Source organism: Promicromonospora sp. NPDC110617 (genome assembly GCF_055598465.1).
Genome location: NZ_JBVKBM010000002.1, coordinates 1 through 19,533 on the forward strand (window position 1 = coordinate 1; position 19,533 = coordinate 19,533).

Sequence of the window (19,533 nt, forward strand, 5' to 3'; positions counted from 1 at the left end):
CCGACCCCTCAACCTGCGTCACCACCAACTCCGCCGTGACCTGCCCGACCAACGACGCATGAGCCAACGGACTCGTCTCCCGCGCAGCCCGCTCCGCCACCGCATGTGCCTGTACGCCTGCGGCCCACGACTGCAGCCGTGCGCACGCGCCGACCAGCTCGCCCAGCAGGTCGTCGGACAACGCGGCGAGCGGATCCGACCCAGCGTCGGCAACAGCGGGTCCGCCAGCAGCCACGGCAGCGGACCCGACAGCACGTGCGACCTCGGCGGCGCGGTGCGGTGCGGCACCCAGCCCGGTGTACTCGGCGACCACCCACGCGAGCTCGGCGCCCGGCGCACCGGCCAGCGCCTGCCGCAACACCTCGGCCGGCCACAGCGCCACGGGGCCGGGGTCGTGAGGCGCGGGGCCTGGGTCGTGAGGCGCGGGGCCGAAGGGCCGGCTGTCAGGCTCCGCGGCAGTCTCCGCTGGAACGCCAGGCCCGGCTCGCCTGTCACGCTCACGGAACAGCGCCTCACCCTCGGCGAAGAGCGCGGCGAGCCAGGCGTCGTCCGGCATGGTGCCGGCCGCGGGATCGTCGTCGGGCGCCGTGGGCGTCGCATGCTCGCCGGGCACGACCTGCCCGGCGTCGTCGACCAGCCCGACCGGAGCGCCCTTCCCCGCGAGCACCCCACCGGGCGCGGCGGCGTTCGGGGACGCCACCCAGCCACCGCCGCCATCGGGCCACTGCTTGCCCATGCTGATACCTCCCCCTGAACTCGGACGCCACTCAAACAGGTCTGCTACGCACCATTGCAGCGGACGTTTGTTCGATCCTAGGATCGGCCACTGACATGCGCTCGTTCTTCTGCCCGCCGCGTAAACGGGCTCTGCCCGGATGCGAGCGGTCAGGGACGACCATCCACAATGAGGCGCAGCCCCTAGGAAGGAGGCCCGTTGAAAGCCCCCCCACCGATCGTGTGCCTGTGCGGCTCGTCCCGGTTCGCGCAGGAGCTCCGCACGGTGAACCGTGACCTCACCCTCGCTGGGGTGATCGTCCTCGCCCCCGCTGAGCTCGGGTACCCCGGCGACCGGACGAACGACCAGCAGATCACCGACCAGCAGATCACCGACGAACCGATCACCGACCAACAGAGGACAGCGCTCGGCGCCCTGCATCTCGCGAAGATCGACCTCGCCGACCGCGTCGTGGTGGTCAACCCGGGCGGCTACCTCGGGGAGTCCACGCGACACGAGATCCGCTACGCGCACCGGACGGGAAAGCCGGTGGAATACACCGACCTACCCGGCTCTGCCGTCACCCCGTGACCCGGTCGCCCACCGCTCACCGCTCACCGCTCACATCCCAGCGGGATGCCGCCACCGCCACACCAGCTTGCGCAGCTCGTCGAACCACAGCACCGACGACGCCATCCCGACGGCCACCGCCCAGTGCGCCAGGTCCAGTCCGGCGGTGCCGAACGCCACCTGGAGGAACGGCACCTCGACGACGGCCACCTGGAGCAGCACCCCGAGCACGATCGCGCCCCAGAACCACCGATTCACGAACATGCGGTGGAACGCGCTCGTGGTCTCGGAGCGGGAGTTGAGCACGTTGAAGAGCTGGGCCAGCACGAGGGTGGTGAACCCGGCGGTGCGGGCGACGGTGAGGTCGTCGCTGCCCTCGACCAGGCCGCCGGGCAGGAAGATGTCGATGGTCAGCAGGGTGGCCACGCCCATGACGAGGCCGATGCTCAGCACGCCGGTCCACATGCGGCCGTCGATGATCCGCTCGTCCGGGCCGCGCGGCGGCCGGGCCATCACGTCGTCGGTCTCCGGGTCCACGCCCATGGCGAGCGCCGGTCCGGAGTCGGTGACGAGGTTGATCCACAGGATCTGGGTCGCCAGCAGCGGCACGACCACGGCCTCGCCCCCGGCGGCTCCCTCCAGGCCGACCACCCCGGCCAGCACCACGCCGAGCAGCACGGTGCACACCTCGCCCATGTTCGAGGAGAGCAGGTAGCGCAGGAACTTCTTGATGTTGTCGAAGATGATCCTGCCCTGGCGCACGGCCGCGACGATCGTGGCGAAGTTGTCGTCGCCGAGGATCATCTTGGCCGACTCCTTGGTCACCTCCGTCCCCGTGATGCCCATGGCGACGCCGATGTCGGCGGTCTTCAGGGCCGGGGCGTCGTTCACGCCGTCGCCGGTCATCGCCACCACGTGGCCGTCGGCCTGGAGCGCGTCCACGATCTGCAGCTTGTTCTGCGGGGCCACGCGTGCGTAGACCGAGACGCCGCGCGTCGTCTCCCGCAGGCCGGCGGCGTCCAGGGCGTCCAGCTCGGTGCCGGTGACGGCGCGGGCGCCGGGCTCCACGATGCCGAGGTCGGTCGCGATGCGGGTGGCCGTGACGGGGTGGTCGCCGGTGATCATCATGACGCGGACGCCGGCCCGGCGGGCCTCGGCCACCGCCGCGGCGACCTCGGGCCGGGGCGGGTCGATGATGCCGACCACGCCCAGGTAGACCAGGTCGGACTCGTGCTCCTCCAGACCCTCGGGCCCGGTGTCCTCGGGGACCCGCCGGTAGGCCACGCCGAGCGTCCGGTATGCCTGCGCGGACAGCCGCTCGACGGCGGCGAGCGCCGCGGCCCGCCGGTCGTCGTCGAGCAGGACGGTCTCGTCGCCGACCTGGAGGTCGGTGCAGCGGGGCAGGAGCGCGTCGGGCGCGCCCTTGGTGACGAGCGCCCACGCGCCGTCGCCGGGCGGGTCCACGAGCGCGGACATGAGCTTGCGCTCGGACGTGAACGGCACCTCGCCGCGCCGCTCGAACCCGGCGACGCGGTCCACGGTGCCGGCGAGCTTGTGCGCGGCCACGAGGAACGCCGCCTCGGTGGGGTCGCCCTGGACGGTCCACTCGCCGTCGGACTCGACGAGCTGCGCGTCGTTGGCCAGTGAGCCGCCGCCGAGCACCATGACCGCCTCGCGGGTGAGCCGCTCGTCGGTCAAGGGCCCGCCGTCGCCGTCGCCGTCGTCGCCGGCACCGCGAGCCAGCGCCTCCCCCTCCGGCCGGTAGCCGACGCCGGTCAGCGTGACCTCGCCCGATGCCGTGACCACCCGTTGGATCGTCATCTCGTTCTTGGTCAGGGTGCCCGTCTTGTCCGACGCGATGACGGACGCGGAGCCGAGCGTCTCGGCGGAGTGCAGCTTCTTGACGACGGCGTTGCGCCGCGCCATGGCCTGCACCCCGACGGCGAGGACCACCGACAGGATGGCGGGCAGGCCCTCGGGGACGGCGGCCACGGCGAGCGAGACGCCGAGGAGCAGCACGGTCACGAGATCGGCCGGGGTGCGCACCTCGTTGACGACGGCCGCCAGGACCATCACGACCACGGCGATGCCGATCACCGTGAGGCCGAGCACCCGGCTGACGTGCGCGATCTCGCGCTGCAGCGGGGTGACCTCCTCCTCGGTCGAGTCCAGCAGCCGCGCGATGTCGCCCATCTGGGTGCTCATGCCGGTGGCCACGACGACGGCGCGTCCCACACCCTGGGCCACGGCGGTGCCCTTGTAGACCATGTCGAACCGGTCGCCCAGCGGCGCCGGAGCCGCGAGCACGGCGGCGTCCTTGAGCACCGCCTCGCTCTCGCCCGTCAGGGAGGACTCCTGGACGCGCAGGGCGGTCGCGCTCAGCAGCCGGGCGTCCGCGCCGACGGCGTCCCCCTCGGCCAGGACGAGCACGTCGCCACGCACCAGCTCGGCCGACCGCACGGTGACCCGGCGCCCGTCGCGCAGCACCGTGGACATCGCCTCGGTCATGGTTCGCAGCGCCGCCACGGCGCTCTCGGCCTTGCTCTCCTGGACCAGGCCGAGCACCGCGTTGAGCACCACGATGGCCGCGATCACGACGGCGTCGACGGGCACGCCGTGCGCGTCCTCGACCCACCACACGGCCAGCGAGATGGCGACCGCCACGAGCAGCAGCGCCACGAGCGGGTCCTGGAACTGGTCCAGCACCTTGCGCCACAACGGCACGGGCGGCCGCGAGCGCAGCTCGTTGGGGCCGTCGGCGGCGAGGCGGCGCGCGGCCTCGGCGGCGGTCAGCCCGGTGGTGGGGTCGACGCCGAGGTCGGCGGCGACGTCGTCGGCCTCCCGGACCGACGGGTCCGGGGTGGGCATCGGGACGGATGGCGGCGGGACGCGCTGCTGCGAGGTGGCCACAGTCGATCATGCATCGACGGCGTCGCGTGCGCGCGGCTCACCGGGGCGGGGCGGGAACCAGCACCTCGCCCATGTCGCCCTCGCGCCACCGCGCCAGCACCCGGTGGAAGGCGACCGGCCCGGGGCTGTACCCCGTCGGCGCGCCGCCCTTCCGGGTGCCCTCGCCGTTGTAGTAACCCGGCGTGCACTCGGCCAGGAACGCCGAGTTGTCCTGCCCTTCGCCCACCTCCGCGATGGTGGCGGCCCAGGCGTCCTGTGCCGCCAGGGTCGGCTCCACGTACCGCGCTCCGGTCTTGGCGGCGCGGGCGACGACGGCGGCGATGTGCCCGGCCTGCTCCTGCAGGACGTGCACGAAGTTCACCGAGTTGGCGTTCTGCGCCGCGCCCAGGTGGAACAGGTTGGGGAACCCGTGGGTGTAGAAGCCGTGCAGCGTGCGCGGGCCGCGCGCCCAGGCGCCCAGCAGCGGGGCGCCACCGCGGCCCAGGACGGGCAGCGTGCCCGACACCACGCCCGAGACCCCGACCTCGAAGCCGGTGGCGAAGATGACGCAGTCCACCTCGTACTCGTCCTCGCCCACCACCACGCCGGTCTCGGTCATCCGGGTCACCCCGCCGTGGTCCGCCGTGTCCACGAGCGTCACGTTCGGCCGGTTGAACGACTGCAGGTACTGGTCGCTGAAGCCCGGCCGCTTGCACATGTACCGGTACCAGGGCTTGAGCGCCTCGGCGGTGGCGGGGTCGGTCACCACCTCGTCGACCCGGGCACGGATCTGGTTCATCTTGACGAAGTCCGCCAGCTCGTCGAGCCGCTCGCGCTCCGCCGGGTCGAGGGTCGTGTCCACGGCGCCCGTGATCATCTGGCGCTGCAGCCGTGCGGTGCCGGTCCAGCCGTCCTGGGTCAGGTCCTCCGCGACGTCCTCCCCCGCCAGGATCGCCAGGAAGTTCTCCATCCGCTCGCTCTGCCAGCCCGGCCGCAGGCTCGCCGCCCACTGCGGGTCGGTGGGCCGGTTGTCGCGCACGTCCACCGACGACGGCGTGCGCTGCATGACGTACAGGTGTGCCGCGTCCCGGGCGACGTGCGGGATCGCCTGCAGCCCGGTAGCACCCGTGCCGATGACGGCGACGCGCTTGTCGGCGAGCCCGGCCAGGCCGCCGTCCGCCGTGCCGCCGGTGTACCCGTAGTCCCAGCGGCTGGTGTGGAAGGTGTGGCCGCGGAAGTCCTCGATGCCCGGGATGCCGGGCAGCTTGGCCTGCGAGAGGGTCCCGGAGGAGACCACGACGTGGCGGGCCCGCATGCTGTCGCCGCGGTCGGTCCGCACCAGCCACTCGTCGGCGTCGTCGTCCCAGCGCAGCTCCGTGACGCGCGTGTGGAAGACGGCGTCCCGGTACAGGCCGTAGTGCTCCGCGATCCGCACGGCGTGCTGCCGGATCTCCTCGCCGGGCGCGTACCGCCACCGCGGCACGTAGCCCGTCTCCTCCAGCAGAGGCATGTACACGTACGACTCGATGTCGCAGTGGATGCCCGGATACCGGTTCCAGTACCAGGTGCCACCGAAGTCGCCCGCCTCGTCCATCATCCGCAGCGACTCGACGCCGGCCTCGCGCAGCCGGGCGCCGGTGAGCAGGCCGCCGAACCCGCCGCCCACCACCAGCACCTCGACCCGGTCGGTCAACGGCTCCCGCTCGGCCCACTCGGTGTACGGGTCCTTCGCGTAATAGCCGAACTCCCCCGCGGCACGCCGGTACTGCGCCGTGCCGTCCGGCCGGACACGCCGGTCCCGCTCGTGGCGGTACCGCTCGCGCAACGCATCGACGTCGACGCTCAGGTCGGTGCTCGGGTCGGTGCTCGGGCGGATCAGGTTCTCGGACACGGTCATGACCTTTCGTCGGGCGAACGTGAGGTGCCGAGCGCCGTTGCCCGAGGCAGAAGAACCGTACATCAATGTACGTTTAGCGGGTGAATCCCGGGGGGCCGCCTTCACCGAGCCTCCTCGTTACGCTCGGACAATGACCCTGGCACAGCCCCGAGCCGACGCCGTGCGCAACCGCGAGCTCCTCGTCGCGGCGGCCCGCCGGGCGTTCGCCGAGCGCGGCCCGGACGTGCCGCTGGAGGAGATCGCGAGCGAGGCCGGCGTCAGCCGCACCACGCTGCACCGCCACTTCGAGAACCGGAAGGCGCTCGCCTCCGCCGTCCTGGAGCACAACGTCACCGACATCGAGACCCGGGCGGCCGCGCTGGCCGACGCCGACGACGGCGCCGAGCAGCTGTACCACTTCCTGCTCGACGTGCAGTTCGAGTCCCCGTGGCTCGCGCGCGTCGTCGCGGACGGCCGGATGCCCGGCACCGCCGACCTGGCCGCCCGGACGGCGGCCGCGCTGGACCCGCTGCTGGACCGGGCCCGGTCCAGCGGCCGGGTGCACCCCGGCGTCGGCACGGGGGACGTGCTGCTCACGCTGCCCATGGTGATGGCCGTCCAGGCCGCCGCCGACGCCGTGGAGACGCCGGCCCGCCTGGGCACGACCCGGGCGATCCTGCACCGGGGCCTGTTCACGACCCAGCCGCCGACGGCAGGCTGACCGTCACGCGCCCGCGGGCGGGGACGCACGCGGGAACCAGCCGTGCACCACGCTGCGCCACGCGTCGTGGAAGGACCGCCCGACGCGCCACTCGTGCCAGGTCAGCGCCAGGATCAGGGCGTCGAGCAGCACCAGCGCCACGACGCCGATGCCCGGGCTCAGCACCAGCTGGACGAGCTGGACCGCCAGGAGCACGCTCAGCGCGCCGACGGCCCACGGGTACACCCGGCGGGACCCCGCCAGGAGCGCGACGACGATCGCCACCTTGACCACGCCGTGCAGCAGCAGGAACAGGCCGCCCGCGACGGCGGCGCCGTGGTCCAGCCCCGTCGCCTCGTCGAGCAGCAGGTGCGCCACCAGGTCGTGGGGGTCCTCCCGCAGCTCCTCCGCGACGGCGGCCCGGGTCAGCGCGACGATCCGGTCCTGGTGCAGCACCAGCAGCGCGGTCCCGGCCACCAGCTCGACCAGGCCGTCCAGGCCCTTGACCAGCACGCCCAGCACGAAGGCGGTCTCGACCAGCAGGCGTCGCCGCACCGGTTCGTTCATGGATCACCACTCTGGTACCCGGGGCCGTGCGTGACAACGGGCCGGCGCGCGACGGGTGTCGCGCGCCGGCCCGTCCGAGGAGCCTCGCCTAGTAGGCGGCGGCTGCGGTCTTGCGCTGCGGCCAGAGCGCGATGGCCAGCCCCGCCAGGGCGCTCAGGGCGTGCAGCCCGTTGTCGGCCGCATTGATGTTGAGGAAGTTGATCTCGGGGTTGCCCACCGCGAACAGCCCGTACACGAACGCCGCGCCGTACCCGGCCACCAGCAGCCAGCCGAACGTCCGCGCCCGGGCGACGGTGGACCACAGGCTGATCCCGAGCACCCCGATCAGGAGGTGCACGATGTTGTGCAACGGGTTGACCGCGAACCCGAGCAGCGTCTGGCTGTGATCGTGCTCGGCGAAGCCGCTGAACCCCGTCACGAGGAACCCCACGGCTCCGACCAGCAGGTAGACCACGCCGATCGTCAGGGCGAGCCACTGGGACACCCCGCGAGTGCGCGTCGAGGACATGGATTGCGTCATGGCGTTACTCCGTTCTGTTCGGCGTTCTCGCAGGTGGTTCGGAGCCGAGACAGGTCCGGATGGGGTGGGTTTACGACGACTTCTCTGCGCCGCGGCTCACGCTGCCGTGGCGAGTGAGGGCCACCGGGGCGAAGGTGAAAGTCCAGGAGTCCCTGAACGAAGGAGAGGACGTCATGGGCATCGACGACAAGCTCAAGCACGCGGCCGAGGACGTGACCGGCAAGGTCAAGGAGGCCACGGGCAAGGCCACCGACGACGAGGATCTGGAGGCCGAGGGCCGGACGGACCAGGCCAAGGCCTCGCTCAAGAAGGCCGGCGAGAACGTCAAGGACGTCTTCAAGAAGAGCGACTGAGCCGATCCGGCGGCTGGGCCGGAACTCAGCCGCCGCCGACGCCCGTCGTCGCGCTGCCCAGCGCCGGCAGCGCAGCCGTGAGCTGCCTGGTCAGGGGTGGTCCGGCCGCGGCGTCCCCCCGGTGAGTGCCTCCAGCGTCGCGCGGGCCCCCGCCTGGTGCAGCGAGCCGAGCGCGTCGAGATACGCGGCGACGAAGCGCGGCTCGGTCACGAGGGACCCGAACAGGTCCGGGCTGCGCAGGAACGCCACGGCGTCGCCGCGCTGCGAGCGGGCGAGCGGCACGAGCCGCTCCGCGAGCCGGTCGACGACGTCGATGGGCTCGCCCTGCTCGTCGGTCCCCTCGGCGTACCGGGCCCAGCTCGCGACGATCGCCGCCGACCGGACGATCTCGCCGCCGGCGCTCAGCTGCTCGCGCACGATCGGCACCAGCCACTTCGGGATGCGGTCCGAGGTCTCCGCGCACAGCCGGGCGAGGGTGTCCCGCACCTCCGGGTTGGCGAACCGCTCCACGAGCGAGCGCTTGTACTCGTCGAGGTCGACACCCGGGACCGGCCGCAGGGTCGGCGTCGCCTCGCGGTCCATGAAGTCGCGCACGAACCGCGCCACGACCGGGTCCGCCATCGCCTCGTGCGCGTACCGGTAGCCGCTCAGCCAACCGAAGTAGGCGATGGCCTGGTGGCTCGCGTTGAGCAGCCGCAGCTTCATCAGCTCGTACGGCTCGACGTCGGTCACGAGCTGTACGCCCGCGTGCTCCAGTGGTGGCCGGCCCAGCGGGAAGCGGTCCTCCAGCACCCACTGGAAGAACGGCTCGGCCACCACAGGCCAGCGGTCCGCGACGCCGAGCCGCTCGGCCACGAGGGCCCGGTCCGCGTCCGTGGTCACGGGCGTGATGCGGTCCACCATCGAGCTGGGGAAGGCGACCTCGTCGTGCACCCACCGGCCGAGGTCCGGGTCGCGCAGGGCCGCGAAGGCGGCGAACACGGTCCGGGCCTTGTCACCGTTGCCCTGCACGTTGTCGCAGGACATGACGGTGAACGGCGGCAGGCCGCGCGCCCGCCGTCGCGCCAGGGCCTCCACCACGTAGCCGAACACGGTGGCCGGCACGGCCCCCGGCCGGGCGTCGGCGACGACGGCGGGCGCCGTCGCGTCGAACTCGCCGGTGACCTGGTCGAACCCGTAGCCGCCCTCGGTGATCGTGAGCGACACGATGCGGGTGTCCGGGTGGGCCATGCGCTCCAGCACGGCCTCCGGGTCGTCCGGCGCGAACAGGTACTCCACGATGCTGCCGACCACCCGCGCGTCGAAGCGCCCGTCCGGGTGCTTGGTCACGAGGGTGTACAGGCCGTCCTGCGCCCGCAGCGCGTCGCGCATGGCGGCGTCGCCCGGCAGCAGGCCGACGCCGCAGATGCCCCAGTCGCGGGCCTCGCCGCGCCGCAGCAGCTCGTCGACCGCGAGCGCCTGGTGCGCACGGTGGAAGCCGCCGACGCCCAGGTGCACGATCCCGACGCGGAGGCCGGCGCGGTCGTAGGGCGGCAGGCTGACGGCGGGCGCGGCGGCGCCGGTCCCGGCGTCGGGCAGCGCGCCCGGCAGCGGGACGGCGAGGTCCAGCGTCACTTGATCGCTCCCATCGCCAGGCCGCGGACGAGCTGCTTCTGCGCGACCCACCCGGCCAGCACGACGGGGACGATGGCGACGGTCGCGGCCGCGGACAGGACGGCGAGGAACTGGCCGCGCCCGTCCACGAAGCTCGTGAGGAACGGCGGGGTGGGCCGCGCCACCTGCGCCGTGAGGAGGTTCGCGAGAAAGAACTCGTTCCACGCGAAGATGAAGCAGATCAGGCCCGCGGCGGCGACGCCGGGCAGCACGATGGGCAGGACCACGCGGAAGATCTCGGTGCCCAGGCGGGCGCCGTCGAGCTGCGCGGCCTCGATGACCTCGCGCGGCACCTCGGCGAGGAAGGACCGCATCATCCACACCGCGATGGGCAGGTTGACGCCCACGTAGAGGATGGTCAGCCAGGTGATGTTGTCGAGCCCGCCCACGGACTGGAGCAGCAGGTAGACCGGGATGATCGAGGCGGCCACCGGCATGAACCGGGTCGAGATGAAGAAGAACAGGGCGTCGCGCACGTTGGCGACCGGGCGGATGCTGAGCGCGTAGGCGGCCGGGACGGCCAGCACGAGGACGAGCAGCGTGGACCCGAGGCTCGCGCTGAGCGAGTTGATCAGGTACGGCAGCATGTCGCGCGCGAAGACCGCGTCGAACTGGTCGAGTGTGAGGTCGGGGGCGAACGTGGGCGGCATGGTGGCGGCCTGGTGCTCGGGCTTGAAGGCCGTGAACACCATCCAGGCCACGGGGAAGAAGAACATCAGCACGAGCACCCAGGTCGCCGCTGTGATCAGGCCCGCGCGCAGGCGTGAGGACGTCATCGGTCGATCCCTTCCGTGGAGAAGACCTTGAAGAGGGTGCGCAGCGCGACCGAGGCGACGACGATCGTGACGAGCACGGTCATCACGCCGTACGCGGCGGCCTCGCCGACCTCCAGGCCGACGAACGCCCGCTCGTAGAGCAGGTAGGACAACGTCTTGGTGCCGCCCGTGCCCCGGGTCATGATCGCGATCGGGTCGAAGACCTGGAGCAGCATGATCGAGGCCAGCAGCACCGCGATCTCGACGTACTGGCGCAGGTGCGGCAGCGTGATCGAGCCGAAGGTGCGCAGCGCCCCGGCGCCGTCGACGGCGGCGGCCTCCAGGACGTCCCGGTCCTGCGCCTGCAGCCCCGCCAGCAGGATCAGCATGGCGAACGGCGTGTACTGCCAGGTCAGGACCAGGATGATCGTGAGCATGGGCAGCTCGGTGTTCCAGGCCACGGGCGGCAGGCCGACCAGGCCGAGGCCCCAGTTGGCCATGCCGGTCGCGGCGTCCAGGATGGACCATTTCCACACCAGGGCCGCGGCGGCGGGCATGACGAGGAACGGTGTGATCATCAGGGTCCGGGCCACGCCGCGCCCCACGAAGTTGCGGTCCAGCAGCACGGCGAACAGCATGCCGAGCAGGGTCGAGGCCACCACGGACGTGCCGGTGACGGCGACGGTCGCGCCGAGGGACGACAGGAACGAGCCGTCGCGCAGCACGGTCACGTAGTTGTCGAGACCCGTGAACCCGCGGTCGCCCGGCCGCAGCATGTTCCAGCGCTGCAGCGAGTAGTAGATGGTCAGCACGAACGGGATCTGGGTCAGGACGATCGAGGTGGCCAGCGCGGGCCAGAGCAGGGCGCGCGAGACGGCCAGCCGGCGTCGGCGGCTCTGCTTCCCGGTAGGTGTCGTCCGCGGGGGCCGACGGCTCGTCGGGGCGGACATCAGAACGGTCATGGGGCCCTCCTACTTCTGGGCGTCGCCCGCCTTCTGGGCGAGGTCCTGGGCGCGTTCGAGCACGGGGGCGAGCTCGCTGCGGCCCGCGAAGACGTCGGCCAGGTCCTGCGAGACCTGGTTCCCGAGGTCCTGGAACTCCGGGATGGTGACGTACTGGATGCCGGTCCACGACTGCGGTGCCACGCCCGGCTGCTCCGGGTTCACGGCGAGCATGATGTCCCGCGTGATGGGCGCGAAGGACGCCGCGGCCTCCTCGTACTCGGGGATCTCGTACGTCGAGTTCCGCGCACCCGGGGGCACGCGGCTCCAGCCGAGCTCGGTGCCGACGAGCTGGTGGTACTCCTTGCTGGTGGCCCACTTCACGAACTCGACCGCGGCGTCCCGGTTCTGCGTGGTCTCGGGGATCGCGAGGTTCCAGGACCACAGCCAGCCGGACTCCTCCGTCTCGACCACCGGCGCGTGGGCGTAGCCCATCTTGCCCGCGACCTGCGACGACTCCGGGTCCTCCAGCAGGCCGGCCGCGACCGTCGCGTCCACCCACATCGCGGACCGGCCCTGGCTCACGTTGTTCAGGCACTCGGTGAAGCCGGTGGAGACGGGGTCGGCCTCCCCCGCGTCCTCGACGAGGTCCACGTAGAACTGGACGGCCTCGGCGAACTCGGGCTGGTCGACCTGCGCGTTCCACCCGGCGTCGAACCAGCTCCCGCCGAACGTGTTCACGACCGTCGTCAGCGGCGCGAAGACCTCGCCCCAGCCGGGCTTGCCCCGCAGGCAGATGCCGTCGACGTCGTCCGAGTCGACCTCGCGGGCGATGTCCGCGACCTCCTGCCACGTCGGGTGCTCGGGCATGGTCACGCCCGCCTCGTCGAGCAGCTCCTTGTTGTACATGAGCATGGAGGACTCGCCGTAGAACGGGACGGCGTACAGGGAGTCGTCGACCGTCAGCGCGTCCTTGACCGGCTCGAACAGGTCGTCGACGTCGTAGTCCGCGTCGGACTCCAGGTCGCCCGTCAGGTCGGTGAGCCAGCCGTTCTGGGCCCAGATCGGCACCTCGTAGGAGCCGACCGTGACGATGTCGTACTGGCCGCCGTCGGTCGCGACGTCCTTGGTGACGGCGTCCCGGAGGTCGTTCTCCTCCATCTGGACGAAGTTCACCGTGATGTCCGGGTGCTCCTCCTCGAACGCGGACTTCAGCTCCTCCATGTCCTTCATCTGCGGGTTGTTGACGGTCGCGAGCGTGAGCTCGACGGGACCGCCGTCCTGTCCGGCGGCGTCGCCGTTCCCGCCGCCTCCCGCTCCGGCGCAGGCGGTCAGCGCCAGCGCGAGCGTCGCGGCCGCGAGGCCGGCGGGCGCGGCCTGGCGGCGCGCAGTTCTCGTGAGCATCATTGCTTCGACCCTTCTGGTCACGTCGTCGTGAGGTGTCGTGGTGCCGCACATCGTGGGCCGGGCCACAAACCGGGTCAACGAGGGTGAAACCCAAACGGTCAACGAGACTGTGGTATCGCACAGCGGCGTGGGGTCCTGAGGCCCGACGGCGGGGCGGGCACAGGCGCCGGACGCCCGCACGGCCGACGCCCCGGTCCGTTCTGCCCGGTTCTACACCGCGCCGTCACCTGGGAAAACGCATCCCGCACCGGGCACGAACTGCTGGCCCCGAGGGGTCGACCGGTCACGCCCTCAGACCTGGACGATCTCCGCCCCTGCGGCATGGAACGCGCGCGCCCGCGCCGCGCCGAGCTGCGTGCCGGTGATCATCGCCTCGAAGTCGTCCAGGCCGGCGAACCGCACGAAGCTGGTCACGCCGAACTTGTGGTGCGCCCCGATGAAGATGCGACGCCGGCTCACCTCGATCGCCGCAGCCTTGACGCTCGCGACCGCCGGGTCGGGCGTGGTCAGACCGTCCTCGACGGTCACGCCGTTCGCGCCGATCAGCCCGAGGTCGAGCCGGAAGGTGCGCAGCATGTCCACGGCCGCACCGTCGACCACGCCCAGCGTCCTGCCGCGTACGCGCCCGCCGATGATGATCACCTGCACGTTGGGCCGGGCCGACAGCTCAGTGGCGACCGGCAGGGACGACGTGACGAGGGTCAGCTCGCGGTCGGTCGGCAGGGCGCGCGCCGCGAGCAGCGGCTGGAACCCCTCGTCGACGAAGATCGTCCGCGCCTCCCCCAGCCGCCGCGCCACCTCGGCGGCGATCCGCGCCTTCTCCTCCGGGAAGCTCTCCCGGCGCTGGGACAGGGCCGTCTCGAACGAGCTGGTCTCCACCGGGAAGGCGAGCCCGTAGCTGCGGCGCACCAGGCCCTGCGCCTCCAGCTTGCGCAGCTCGCGGCGCACGGTCTCCTGCGAGACGGCCAGCATCCGGGCCGACTCGCTCACCTCGATCCGGCCGCGCCGCCGCACCAGGGCCAGCAGCTCCGCGGACCGCGCGGCCTGCCTCCCGGCGCTCGCGTCGAGCACCATCGCCACGCCTCCCGTCGTCGGGCTCCGGCCCCTGAGTCTGCCGCGTACCCGCGCATCCCGGAAGCCCTGCGTGGGGATCAGCCCCGCCCACCGGGCAGGTCCTAACCGCGCGCCGCCGGCGGACGCACCTGGCTCGGGGCATAGCCGAAGCGGCGCCGGAAGGCCCGTCCGAACGATCCCGGGTCGAGGAACCCAGAGCGCTGGCACGCCGTCTGCACGCCGTGCCCCCGTTCCAGCATGCTGTGCGCGAACTCGAGCCGGATCCGCCGCACCTCGGACGCGGGCGACCGTCCGACGTCCGCGAACAGAGCCTGCAGCGAGCGCACCGAGACGTGCGCCTCGGCGGCAAGGTCGGCCACGGAGAACAGGGGGTCCGCGAACCGTTCGTGGATGATCGCGTACAGCCCGTCGCGCAGCACTGCACGCGACCGGACGGGATGCGGCGTCGGCGCCGAGTCGCGCAGCCGCTCCTCAGCCCTGTGCCGCAGGGCGTCGCCGGCACGGGGCGTGAAGCTCAGGACCGTCGCGCCCGTGTCGTTGAGCCTTCTCGTCGACCAGTGCACCGGGCGTGGGTCCCCCGCACGCGTCACGAACCATTCCTCGCCCTGGTGCTCCAGTCCCTGCGCGCAGATGATCGGACACTCGTCGGGTGGATAGGCGGTCCCGTCGAGCCGGTTGCGGTGGAGCAGCTCGTGACTGGGACCACCGATGAGATCGAGCTCGTTCCGGTAGCCGAGGAAAGTGACCGCTGCCCGGTTCGCGACGACCACGAATCCTTCGGATCCGATGACCCACAGAGGAACGGGAGCCGCACTGACCACATCCGCGAGCAGCAGCCGGTCCGCGGCAGGTTCGGCGGTGAATTTCGTCGGGTATTGCGCCAGTCCGGCCATCGGCTCCTCCGTTCTCCGGGGACCGTACGCGCAGGGCGATCCCGCACTCGTTGCGCAGACGTTTCACGCTCGTAAAAGGACGCTGCCGCTTCGCTTTCTGCGCATTGCCGTTCGCAAACGGCCTAGGAGTGCGCGGTGCCCGTTCGGTGAGATGAAGGCACACGGGCGGCACCCGACCGCCTCCTTCCGACCGGAGAACAGATGACCACGTGGAACAGCACGCGCGAGGCAGCGACGCAGGACGTCCGCGACTCCCGGCGCCGGTCAGGAACGACCTGGGCGGAGATCGCCGAACAGGTCGACCGCCCCCTGCTGTGGACCATCGCCGCGCTCCTGGGTTCGCACCCGGTCCCCGCCGACGTCGCCGAGGCCGTCGGCCGGCTGCTCGCGCTCGACGAGGACACCGTCGCCGCCCTCCAGGAGCAGCCGTACCGCCTGAACGGCGACTCCCTCCGGGCGGACCCGACGATCTACCGCTTCTACGAGCTCCTGGACGTCTACGGCCCGGCCCTCAAGGAAGCCATCCACGAGGAGTTCGGCGACGGCATCATGAGCGCGATCAACTGCAACGTCGAGATCTCCCGCCGTGAGGACCCGGACGGGGACCGGGTGCGCGTCGTCATCGACGGCAAGTTCCTGAAGTACCAGTGGTGACCCAGACCTCGATACGGAGCCCCTTCATGTCTTACGTAGCCCCCAAGGACTTCGCGATCCGGATGGTCGACGCCGGCCAGTCCAAGGCGTTGATGTCCACCCGCGACACCCTCATCCGCAGCTACATGGCGGGCGCGATCCTCGCCCTGGCCGCCGCCTTCGCCGTCACCGTCAGCGTGCAGACCGGTCAGCCGCTCATCGGCGCCGTGCTCTTCCCGGTCGGCTTCTGCATGCTGTACCTGCTCGGCTACGACCTGCTGACCGGCGTGTTCACGCTCGTTCCGCTCGCGTGGCTGGACAAGCGCCCTGGCGTGACGGCCGCTGCGGTGCTCCGTAACTGGGGACTCGTCTTCCTGGGAAACTTCGCCGGGGCGCTGACGACCGCACTGCTCATGGCCATCGTCTTCACCTTTGGCTTCTCCAGCCCGCCGAGCGAGGTCGGCCAGGCGATCGGGGTGATCGGTGAGGGCCGGACCGTGGGTTATGCGGAGCACGGAATGGCCGGCATGCTCACCCTTTTCGTGCGCGGGGTGCTCTGCAACTGGATGGTCTCGACCGGCGTCGTCGGCGCCATGATGTCCGACAGCCTCTCCGGCAAGGTCATCGCGATGTGGATGCCCATCCTGGTGTTCTTCTACATGGGTTTCGAGCACTCCGTCGTCAACATGTTCCTCTTCCCGATAGGGCTCATGCTCGGCGGCAATTTCACGATCGGCGACTACCTGCTCTGGAACGAGCTGCCGACCGTTCTCGGAAATCTCGTCGGAGGACTGATGTTCGTCGGAATCATGATCTATCACACGCACCTCAGGACGTCCCCGGCCAGAGTGCTCCGCTAGGGCATCTCCCGGGCCGTCCCGTCGCGGACGGCCCGCTTCACCGACTCGTCGTGCTCGGTGTGCGCCCGGTGCAGGAGATCCATGAGCTCGCTCTCGTCGCGGGCCTTCTGCCGGTACTTCTCGCCGAGGTTCTTGATCGTCGTCTCCTCCTCGCAGAGCGCGGCGTAGACCCGGATGCGCTCGGCGTGGTCGGCCGTGTAGCCGAGGTCCAGGTACTCGGTCGCGTGCCGGCGCGCGTTGGCGATCGCCGTCTGCGCGCGCCCCGCCTTGCTCCACAGGGAGGCGACGACGGTCACGATGATCACGCCGAGGATGACCGACAGCGACAGACCGGTGCTGATCTCGAAGACCGGGACCGGCTCACCACCGTTGATGAACGGCACGTTGTTCTCGTGCAGGGCGTGGAGCACCAGCTTGACCCCGATGAAGGCGAGGATGATGGCCAGCCCGTACGAGAGGTAGATCAGCCGGTCGAGGAGGCCGTCCAGCAGGAAGTACAGCTGGCGCAGGCCCAGGAGCGAGAACGCGGTGGCCGTGAACACGATGTACACGTCCTGCGTCAGGCCGAAGATCGCGGGAATCGAGTCGAGCGCGAACAGCAGGTCGGTGCCGCCGATCGCGACCATGACCAGGAGCATCGGGGTCAGCGCCCGCTTGCCGTCGTAGATCGTGAACAGCTTGTCGCCGTCGTAGTCCGGGCTCGTGTGGAACAGCCTGCGAGCCACCCGCACCGCGATGTTCTCGTCGTGTCTCGACTCCGAGCTCTCCGGCCTGAGCATGTTGCCGGCCGTGACCAGCAGGATGAGCCCGAAGATGTAGAACACCCAGGCGAAGGAGTTGATCAGGGCCGCGCCGAGGAAGATGAACCCGGTGCGCGCGGCCAGGGAGAACGTGATACCGAACAGCAGCACCTTCTGCTGGTCCTCCCGCGGCACGCGGAAGCTCGTCATGACGATGAGGAAGACGAACAGGTTGTCGACCGACAGCGCCTTCTCCGTGATGTAGCCGGAGAAGTACTCCGACCCCGCGGCGACCCCACCCAGCACCAGCACGCCCACCCCGAAGAGCAGCGCGATCCCCACGTAGACCGAGGACCAGATCGCGGCCTCTCTCAGCCCGGGGACGTGCGCCTTGCGCACGTGGAAGAAGTAGTCGAAGAGGAGCAGCAGCACGATCCCTGCGACCGTGAGCGTCCAGACGAGCGGCGAGACATCCATGCGGCCTGCTTTCGGTCGAGGGACGGAGCCGCTCGGTGCCCACGACCAACGGTTCGGGCAACGAGGAGGCTGGTGTCCGGACGAGGCGAGGCCTCCGAGGTTACCCCGGCGACGCTGGTCGGTTCTCGTCGAACGCATGGAATTCGTCGGCCTCGGGGATTCACCCAGGGTTCACCCCTACGCCCCCGTCCCGAAGATCGTCTCGGGGTCGGACGACGTCGCCACCCACCCCTTGTTTGGATGGCCGTCATGAGCGCACCCGACACGGCCCTCGCGGCCCCTCCCCCGACCGGCACCCGCCCCCGCTGGCGGTTCATCGACTCGCTGCGCGGCTTCGCCGTGCTCGGGATCCTGCTGGTCAACGCCGTGGACATCACCCGGCTCGGCATGGCCCGCATGCTGGAGGGCGGCGCCCCGGTCCAGGACCCGGTGCTCGACGCGCTCTACCTCACGGTGCAGACCCGGTTCGTGCCCATCTTCGTCCTCCTGTTCGGCATGAGCCTCTGGATCGTGCTCGACGGCGCCCGCGCCCGCTCCGCACGACCGGTCCTCGTGCTGGTGCGCCGCCTGGTCGCGCTGTCGGTCATCGGCGGGCTGCTGATGCTCGCCTACCCCGGGAACGTCCTGATCGAGTACGGCGTCGTGGGGCTGCTGATGCTGCCCGTCGTCGCGTTCGCGCCCCGCTGGGTCACCCTGGCCGGCGGTGTCGCGCTCACCGCCGTGGCCTACGCGGTGTTCGGCGGCGGCCTGCCGTCCGTCCCGGGCCTCATCCTGCTGGGCGCGGGAGCCACCGCCTACGGCCTGCCCAAGGCCCTGGAGTCCTCGGGCCGGGCGGTCGCGATCGTGTTCGCGAGCGCCGCCGTCCTGACCGTGCCGGCCCTGGTCTGGCAGACCAACACGTCCGCCGGCGACCCCCGCTTCTCGACGGCGGGCTCCGTGGCCGGCCTGGTCATGGCCGTGCTGTACACCACCGGCCTGGCGCTGCTCTGGCGCACCCCGGCGCGCCGGGCGATCGCGGCCTTCTTCGAGCCGCTGGGCCGGATGGCGCTGACCAACTACGTGGGCGCCGCGGTCGTGGTGGCGCTGATCGCGCTGGTCGTCGACTTCGGCCACATGACCAGTGCGGCGCCCGTGGTGGTCCTGGCCCTGGTGCTGATCGTGGTGCAGTCCGTGCTCAGCCGGCTCTGGCTCCGGCACTTCGTCTACGGCCCCGTCGAGTGGCTGTGGCGCACCGCGACCTGGCTCCGGCCGGCGAGCATGCGGCGCCGGGTCGACGCGACCGAATATCAGTAGGCAAAAACCTAAAGGGTGTAGGCTGGGTCCATGACCCGCACACCCCTGACGTCCGCCTCGGTGATCGCCGAGGCGGCGGCGCTGGCCGACGAGAGCGGGCTGGAGGCAGTCACGCTCTCGGCGGTCGCCCGCCGCCTCGGCGTCCGCACGCCCAGCCTGTACTCGCACGTCCGGGACCATGCGGCGCTCGTGGACGGCGTCAGCGCCGTCGCCCTGGCGGACCTGTCCGCCAGGGTCGCCGAGGCGGTCGCGGGCCGTGCCGGACTTCCCGCGCTGGAGGGCCTGGCCGAGGCGCACCGCGCGTTCGCCCGGCAGTCGCCGGGTCGGTGGCAAGCGCTCCAGCGCCGGGCCGGGCCCACCGTTGTCGCGTCCGACGCCGCCCGGTCGATCGTCACCCTCACGGACGCCGTCCTGCGCGGCTACGACATCCCGCCCGGCGAGCGCGTGCACGTGACGCGGCTGCTCGGCAGCACGATCAACGGCTACCTCGCCCTGGAGCGCATCGGCAGCTTCGACCACAGCGAGCCCGCGCCCGACGTCTCCTGGCGCAGGACGGTCGTCGCGCTCGACTCCCTCCTGCGCGCCTGGCCCGCCGAATCCGAACACCCCTGACCAAG

General features: G+C 71.4%; 18 protein-coding genes and 1 pseudogene. 7 read left to right on the forward strand and 12 right to left on the reverse strand.

What is annotated here, in order from left to right:
- Positions 1-736 (reverse strand): annotated as a pseudogene (locus tag ACZ7LE_RS10800) (hypothetical protein); the annotation flags it as partial.
- Between the two features lie 198 nt (positions 737-934).
- Here ACZ7LE_RS10800 and ACZ7LE_RS10805 point away from each other — a divergent pair.
- Positions 935-1,306 carry a hypothetical protein gene (locus ACZ7LE_RS10805; protein ID WP_470403304.1) on the forward strand — a complete coding sequence of 124 codons (372 nt, stop codon included), beginning with the start codon at positions 935-937 and terminating at the stop codon, positions 1,304-1,306.
- Positions 1,307-1,336: 30 nt separating this feature from the next.
- Here the strand turns inward: ACZ7LE_RS10805 and ACZ7LE_RS10810 are convergent, their stop codons facing one another.
- Entirely contained in the window at positions 1,337-4,153 is a 2,817-nt protein-coding gene (locus ACZ7LE_RS10810; RefSeq protein ID WP_470403305.1) for a cation-translocating P-type ATPase, read from the reverse strand.
- A 79-nt stretch (positions 4,154-4,232) separates the two neighbouring features.
- Entirely contained in the window at positions 4,233-6,071 is a 1,839-nt protein-coding gene (locus tag ACZ7LE_RS10815) for a flavin-containing monooxygenase (RefSeq protein WP_470403306.1), read from the reverse strand.
- A 130-nt stretch (positions 6,072-6,201) separates the two neighbouring features.
- Between ACZ7LE_RS10815 and ACZ7LE_RS10820 the strand changes: the two genes are divergently transcribed.
- Complete coding sequence (locus ACZ7LE_RS10820; protein ID WP_470403307.1) at positions 6,202-6,771, forward strand: TetR/AcrR family transcriptional regulator; 570 nt, start codon at positions 6,202-6,204, stop codon at positions 6,769-6,771.
- 3 nt (positions 6,772-6,774) lie between these two features.
- Here ACZ7LE_RS10820 and ACZ7LE_RS10825 read toward each other — a convergent pair whose 3' ends face one another.
- The gene (locus tag ACZ7LE_RS10825) at positions 6,775-7,317 is read right to left on the reverse strand and encodes a DUF2127 domain-containing protein (protein ID WP_470403308.1); all 543 of its coding nucleotides are present in this window, start codon (positions 7,315-7,317) and stop codon (positions 6,775-6,777) included.
- A gap of 88 nt (positions 7,318-7,405) precedes the next feature.
- On the reverse strand, positions 7,406-7,837 hold the full coding sequence (locus tag ACZ7LE_RS10830; protein WP_470403309.1) for a DUF4383 domain-containing protein: 432 nt from the start codon (positions 7,835-7,837) through the stop codon (positions 7,406-7,408).
- Between the two features lie 173 nt (positions 7,838-8,010).
- Between ACZ7LE_RS10830 and ACZ7LE_RS10835 the strand changes: the two genes are divergently transcribed.
- Positions 8,011-8,190 carry a CsbD family protein gene (locus ACZ7LE_RS10835; RefSeq protein WP_470403310.1) on the forward strand — a complete coding sequence of 60 codons (180 nt, stop codon included), beginning with the start codon at positions 8,011-8,013 and terminating at the stop codon, positions 8,188-8,190.
- Between the two features lie 90 nt (positions 8,191-8,280).
- On the opposite strand, the gene ACZ7LE_RS10840 is transcribed toward ACZ7LE_RS10835, so the two are convergent.
- The 6 genes from ACZ7LE_RS10840 to ACZ7LE_RS10865 form a co-directional block, all read right to left on the reverse strand.
- Complete coding sequence (locus tag ACZ7LE_RS10840) at positions 8,281-9,804, reverse strand: mannitol dehydrogenase family protein (RefSeq protein WP_470403311.1); 1,524 nt, start codon at positions 9,802-9,804, stop codon at positions 8,281-8,283.
- The gene (locus ACZ7LE_RS10845) at positions 9,801-10,619 is read right to left on the reverse strand and encodes a carbohydrate ABC transporter permease (RefSeq protein ID WP_470403312.1); all 819 of its coding nucleotides are present in this window, start codon (positions 10,617-10,619) and stop codon (positions 9,801-9,803) included. The genes ACZ7LE_RS10840 and ACZ7LE_RS10845 overlap by 4 nt, the downstream gene beginning before the upstream one ends.
- Complete coding sequence (locus ACZ7LE_RS10850) at positions 10,616-11,560, reverse strand: carbohydrate ABC transporter permease (RefSeq protein ID WP_470403313.1); 945 nt, start codon at positions 11,558-11,560, stop codon at positions 10,616-10,618. Before ACZ7LE_RS10850 ends, ACZ7LE_RS10845 begins: the two co-directional genes overlap by 4 nt.
- A gap of 9 nt (positions 11,561-11,569) precedes the next feature.
- On the reverse strand, positions 11,570-12,946 hold the full coding sequence (locus tag ACZ7LE_RS10855) for an ABC transporter substrate-binding protein (protein WP_470403314.1): 1,377 nt from the start codon (positions 12,944-12,946) through the stop codon (positions 11,570-11,572).
- 291 nt (positions 12,947-13,237) lie between these two features.
- Positions 13,238-14,020, reverse strand: a complete 783-nt coding sequence (locus ACZ7LE_RS10860; RefSeq protein WP_470403315.1) for a DeoR/GlpR family DNA-binding transcription regulator — start codon at positions 14,018-14,020, stop codon at positions 13,238-13,240.
- Between the two features lie 101 nt (positions 14,021-14,121).
- Positions 14,122-14,913, reverse strand: a complete 792-nt coding sequence (locus ACZ7LE_RS10865) for a helix-turn-helix transcriptional regulator (protein ID WP_470403316.1) — start codon at positions 14,911-14,913, stop codon at positions 14,122-14,124.
- Positions 14,914-15,114: 201 nt separating this feature from the next.
- On the opposite strand from ACZ7LE_RS10865, the gene cynS reads away from it, so the two are divergent.
- Together cynS and ACZ7LE_RS10875 are read left to right on the forward strand one after the other, a co-directional pair.
- The gene (gene cynS / locus ACZ7LE_RS10870; protein WP_470403317.1) at positions 15,115-15,567 is read left to right on the forward strand and encodes a cyanase; all 453 of its coding nucleotides are present in this window, start codon (positions 15,115-15,117) and stop codon (positions 15,565-15,567) included.
- 26 nt (positions 15,568-15,593) lie between these two features.
- Positions 15,594-16,406: a formate/nitrite transporter family protein gene (locus ACZ7LE_RS10875; protein WP_470403318.1), complete on the forward strand. Its 813-nt coding sequence runs from the start codon at positions 15,594-15,596 to the stop codon at positions 16,404-16,406.
- On the opposite strand, the gene ACZ7LE_RS10880 is transcribed toward ACZ7LE_RS10875, so the two are convergent.
- Complete coding sequence (locus ACZ7LE_RS10880; RefSeq protein ID WP_470403319.1) at positions 16,403-17,623, reverse strand: TerC family protein; 1,221 nt, start codon at positions 17,621-17,623, stop codon at positions 16,403-16,405. The two genes, ACZ7LE_RS10875 and ACZ7LE_RS10880, sit on opposite strands and share 4 nt — an antisense overlap.
- Before the next feature lie 249 nt (positions 17,624-17,872).
- On the opposite strand from ACZ7LE_RS10880, the gene ACZ7LE_RS10885 reads away from it, so the two are divergent.
- On the forward strand, positions 17,873-18,916 hold the full coding sequence (locus tag ACZ7LE_RS10885; RefSeq protein ID WP_470403320.1) for a DUF418 domain-containing protein: 1,044 nt from the start codon (positions 17,873-17,875) through the stop codon (positions 18,914-18,916).
- Positions 18,917-18,946: 30 nt separating this feature from the next.
- A complete protein-coding gene (locus ACZ7LE_RS10890) occupies positions 18,947-19,528 on the forward strand; it encodes a TetR/AcrR family transcriptional regulator (RefSeq protein ID WP_470403321.1) in 582 nt (193 codons plus the stop codon).
- Positions 19,529-19,533: the final 5 nt, after the last annotated feature.

Excerpts from the sequence above, each read along its gene's own strand:
- ACZ7LE_RS10890 (WP_470403321.1), top strand. The coding sequence starts at position 18,947 with ATGACCCGCACACCCCTGACGTCCGCCTCGGTGATCGCCGAGGCGGCG.
- ACZ7LE_RS10815 (WP_470403306.1), bottom strand. The coding sequence starts at position 6,071 with ATGACCGTGTCCGAGAACCTGATCCGCCCGAGCACCGACCCGAGCACC.
- ACZ7LE_RS10880 (WP_470403319.1), bottom strand. The coding sequence starts at position 17,623 with ATGGATGTCTCGCCGCTCGTCTGGACGCTCACGGTCGCAGGGATCGTG.
- ACZ7LE_RS10860 (WP_470403315.1), bottom strand. The coding sequence starts at position 14,020 with ATGGTGCTCGACGCGAGCGCCGGGAGGCAGGCCGCGCGGTCCGCGGAG.
- ACZ7LE_RS10820 (WP_470403307.1), top strand. The coding sequence starts at position 6,202 with ATGACCCTGGCACAGCCCCGAGCCGACGCCGTGCGCAACCGCGAGCTC.
- cynS (WP_470403317.1), top strand. The coding sequence starts at position 15,115 with ATGACCACGTGGAACAGCACGCGCGAGGCAGCGACGCAGGACGTCCGC.
- ACZ7LE_RS10825 (WP_470403308.1), bottom strand. The coding sequence starts at position 7,317 with ATGAACGAACCGGTGCGGCGACGCCTGCTGGTCGAGACCGCCTTCGTG.
- ACZ7LE_RS10885 (WP_470403320.1), top strand. The coding sequence starts at position 17,873 with ATGAGCGCACCCGACACGGCCCTCGCGGCCCCTCCCCCGACCGGCACC.
- ACZ7LE_RS10845 (WP_470403312.1), bottom strand. The coding sequence starts at position 10,619 with ATGACGTCCTCACGCCTGCGCGCGGGCCTGATCACAGCGGCGACCTGG.
- ACZ7LE_RS10810 (WP_470403305.1), bottom strand. The coding sequence starts at position 4,153 with ATGCCCACCCCGGACCCGTCGGTCCGGGAGGCCGACGACGTCGCCGCC.
- ACZ7LE_RS10830 (WP_470403309.1), bottom strand. The coding sequence starts at position 7,837 with ATGACGCAATCCATGTCCTCGACGCGCACTCGCGGGGTGTCCCAGTGG.
- ACZ7LE_RS10855 (WP_470403314.1), bottom strand. The coding sequence starts at position 12,946 with ATGATGCTCACGAGAACTGCGCGCCGCCAGGCCGCGCCCGCCGGCCTC.
- ACZ7LE_RS10875 (WP_470403318.1), top strand. The coding sequence starts at position 15,594 with ATGTCTTACGTAGCCCCCAAGGACTTCGCGATCCGGATGGTCGACGCC.
- ACZ7LE_RS10850 (WP_470403313.1), bottom strand. The coding sequence starts at position 11,560 with ATGACCGTTCTGATGTCCGCCCCGACGAGCCGTCGGCCCCCGCGGACG.
- ACZ7LE_RS10835 (WP_470403310.1), top strand. The coding sequence starts at position 8,011 with ATGGGCATCGACGACAAGCTCAAGCACGCGGCCGAGGACGTGACCGGC.
- ACZ7LE_RS10865 (WP_470403316.1), bottom strand. The coding sequence starts at position 14,913 with ATGGCCGGACTGGCGCAATACCCGACGAAATTCACCGCCGAACCTGCC.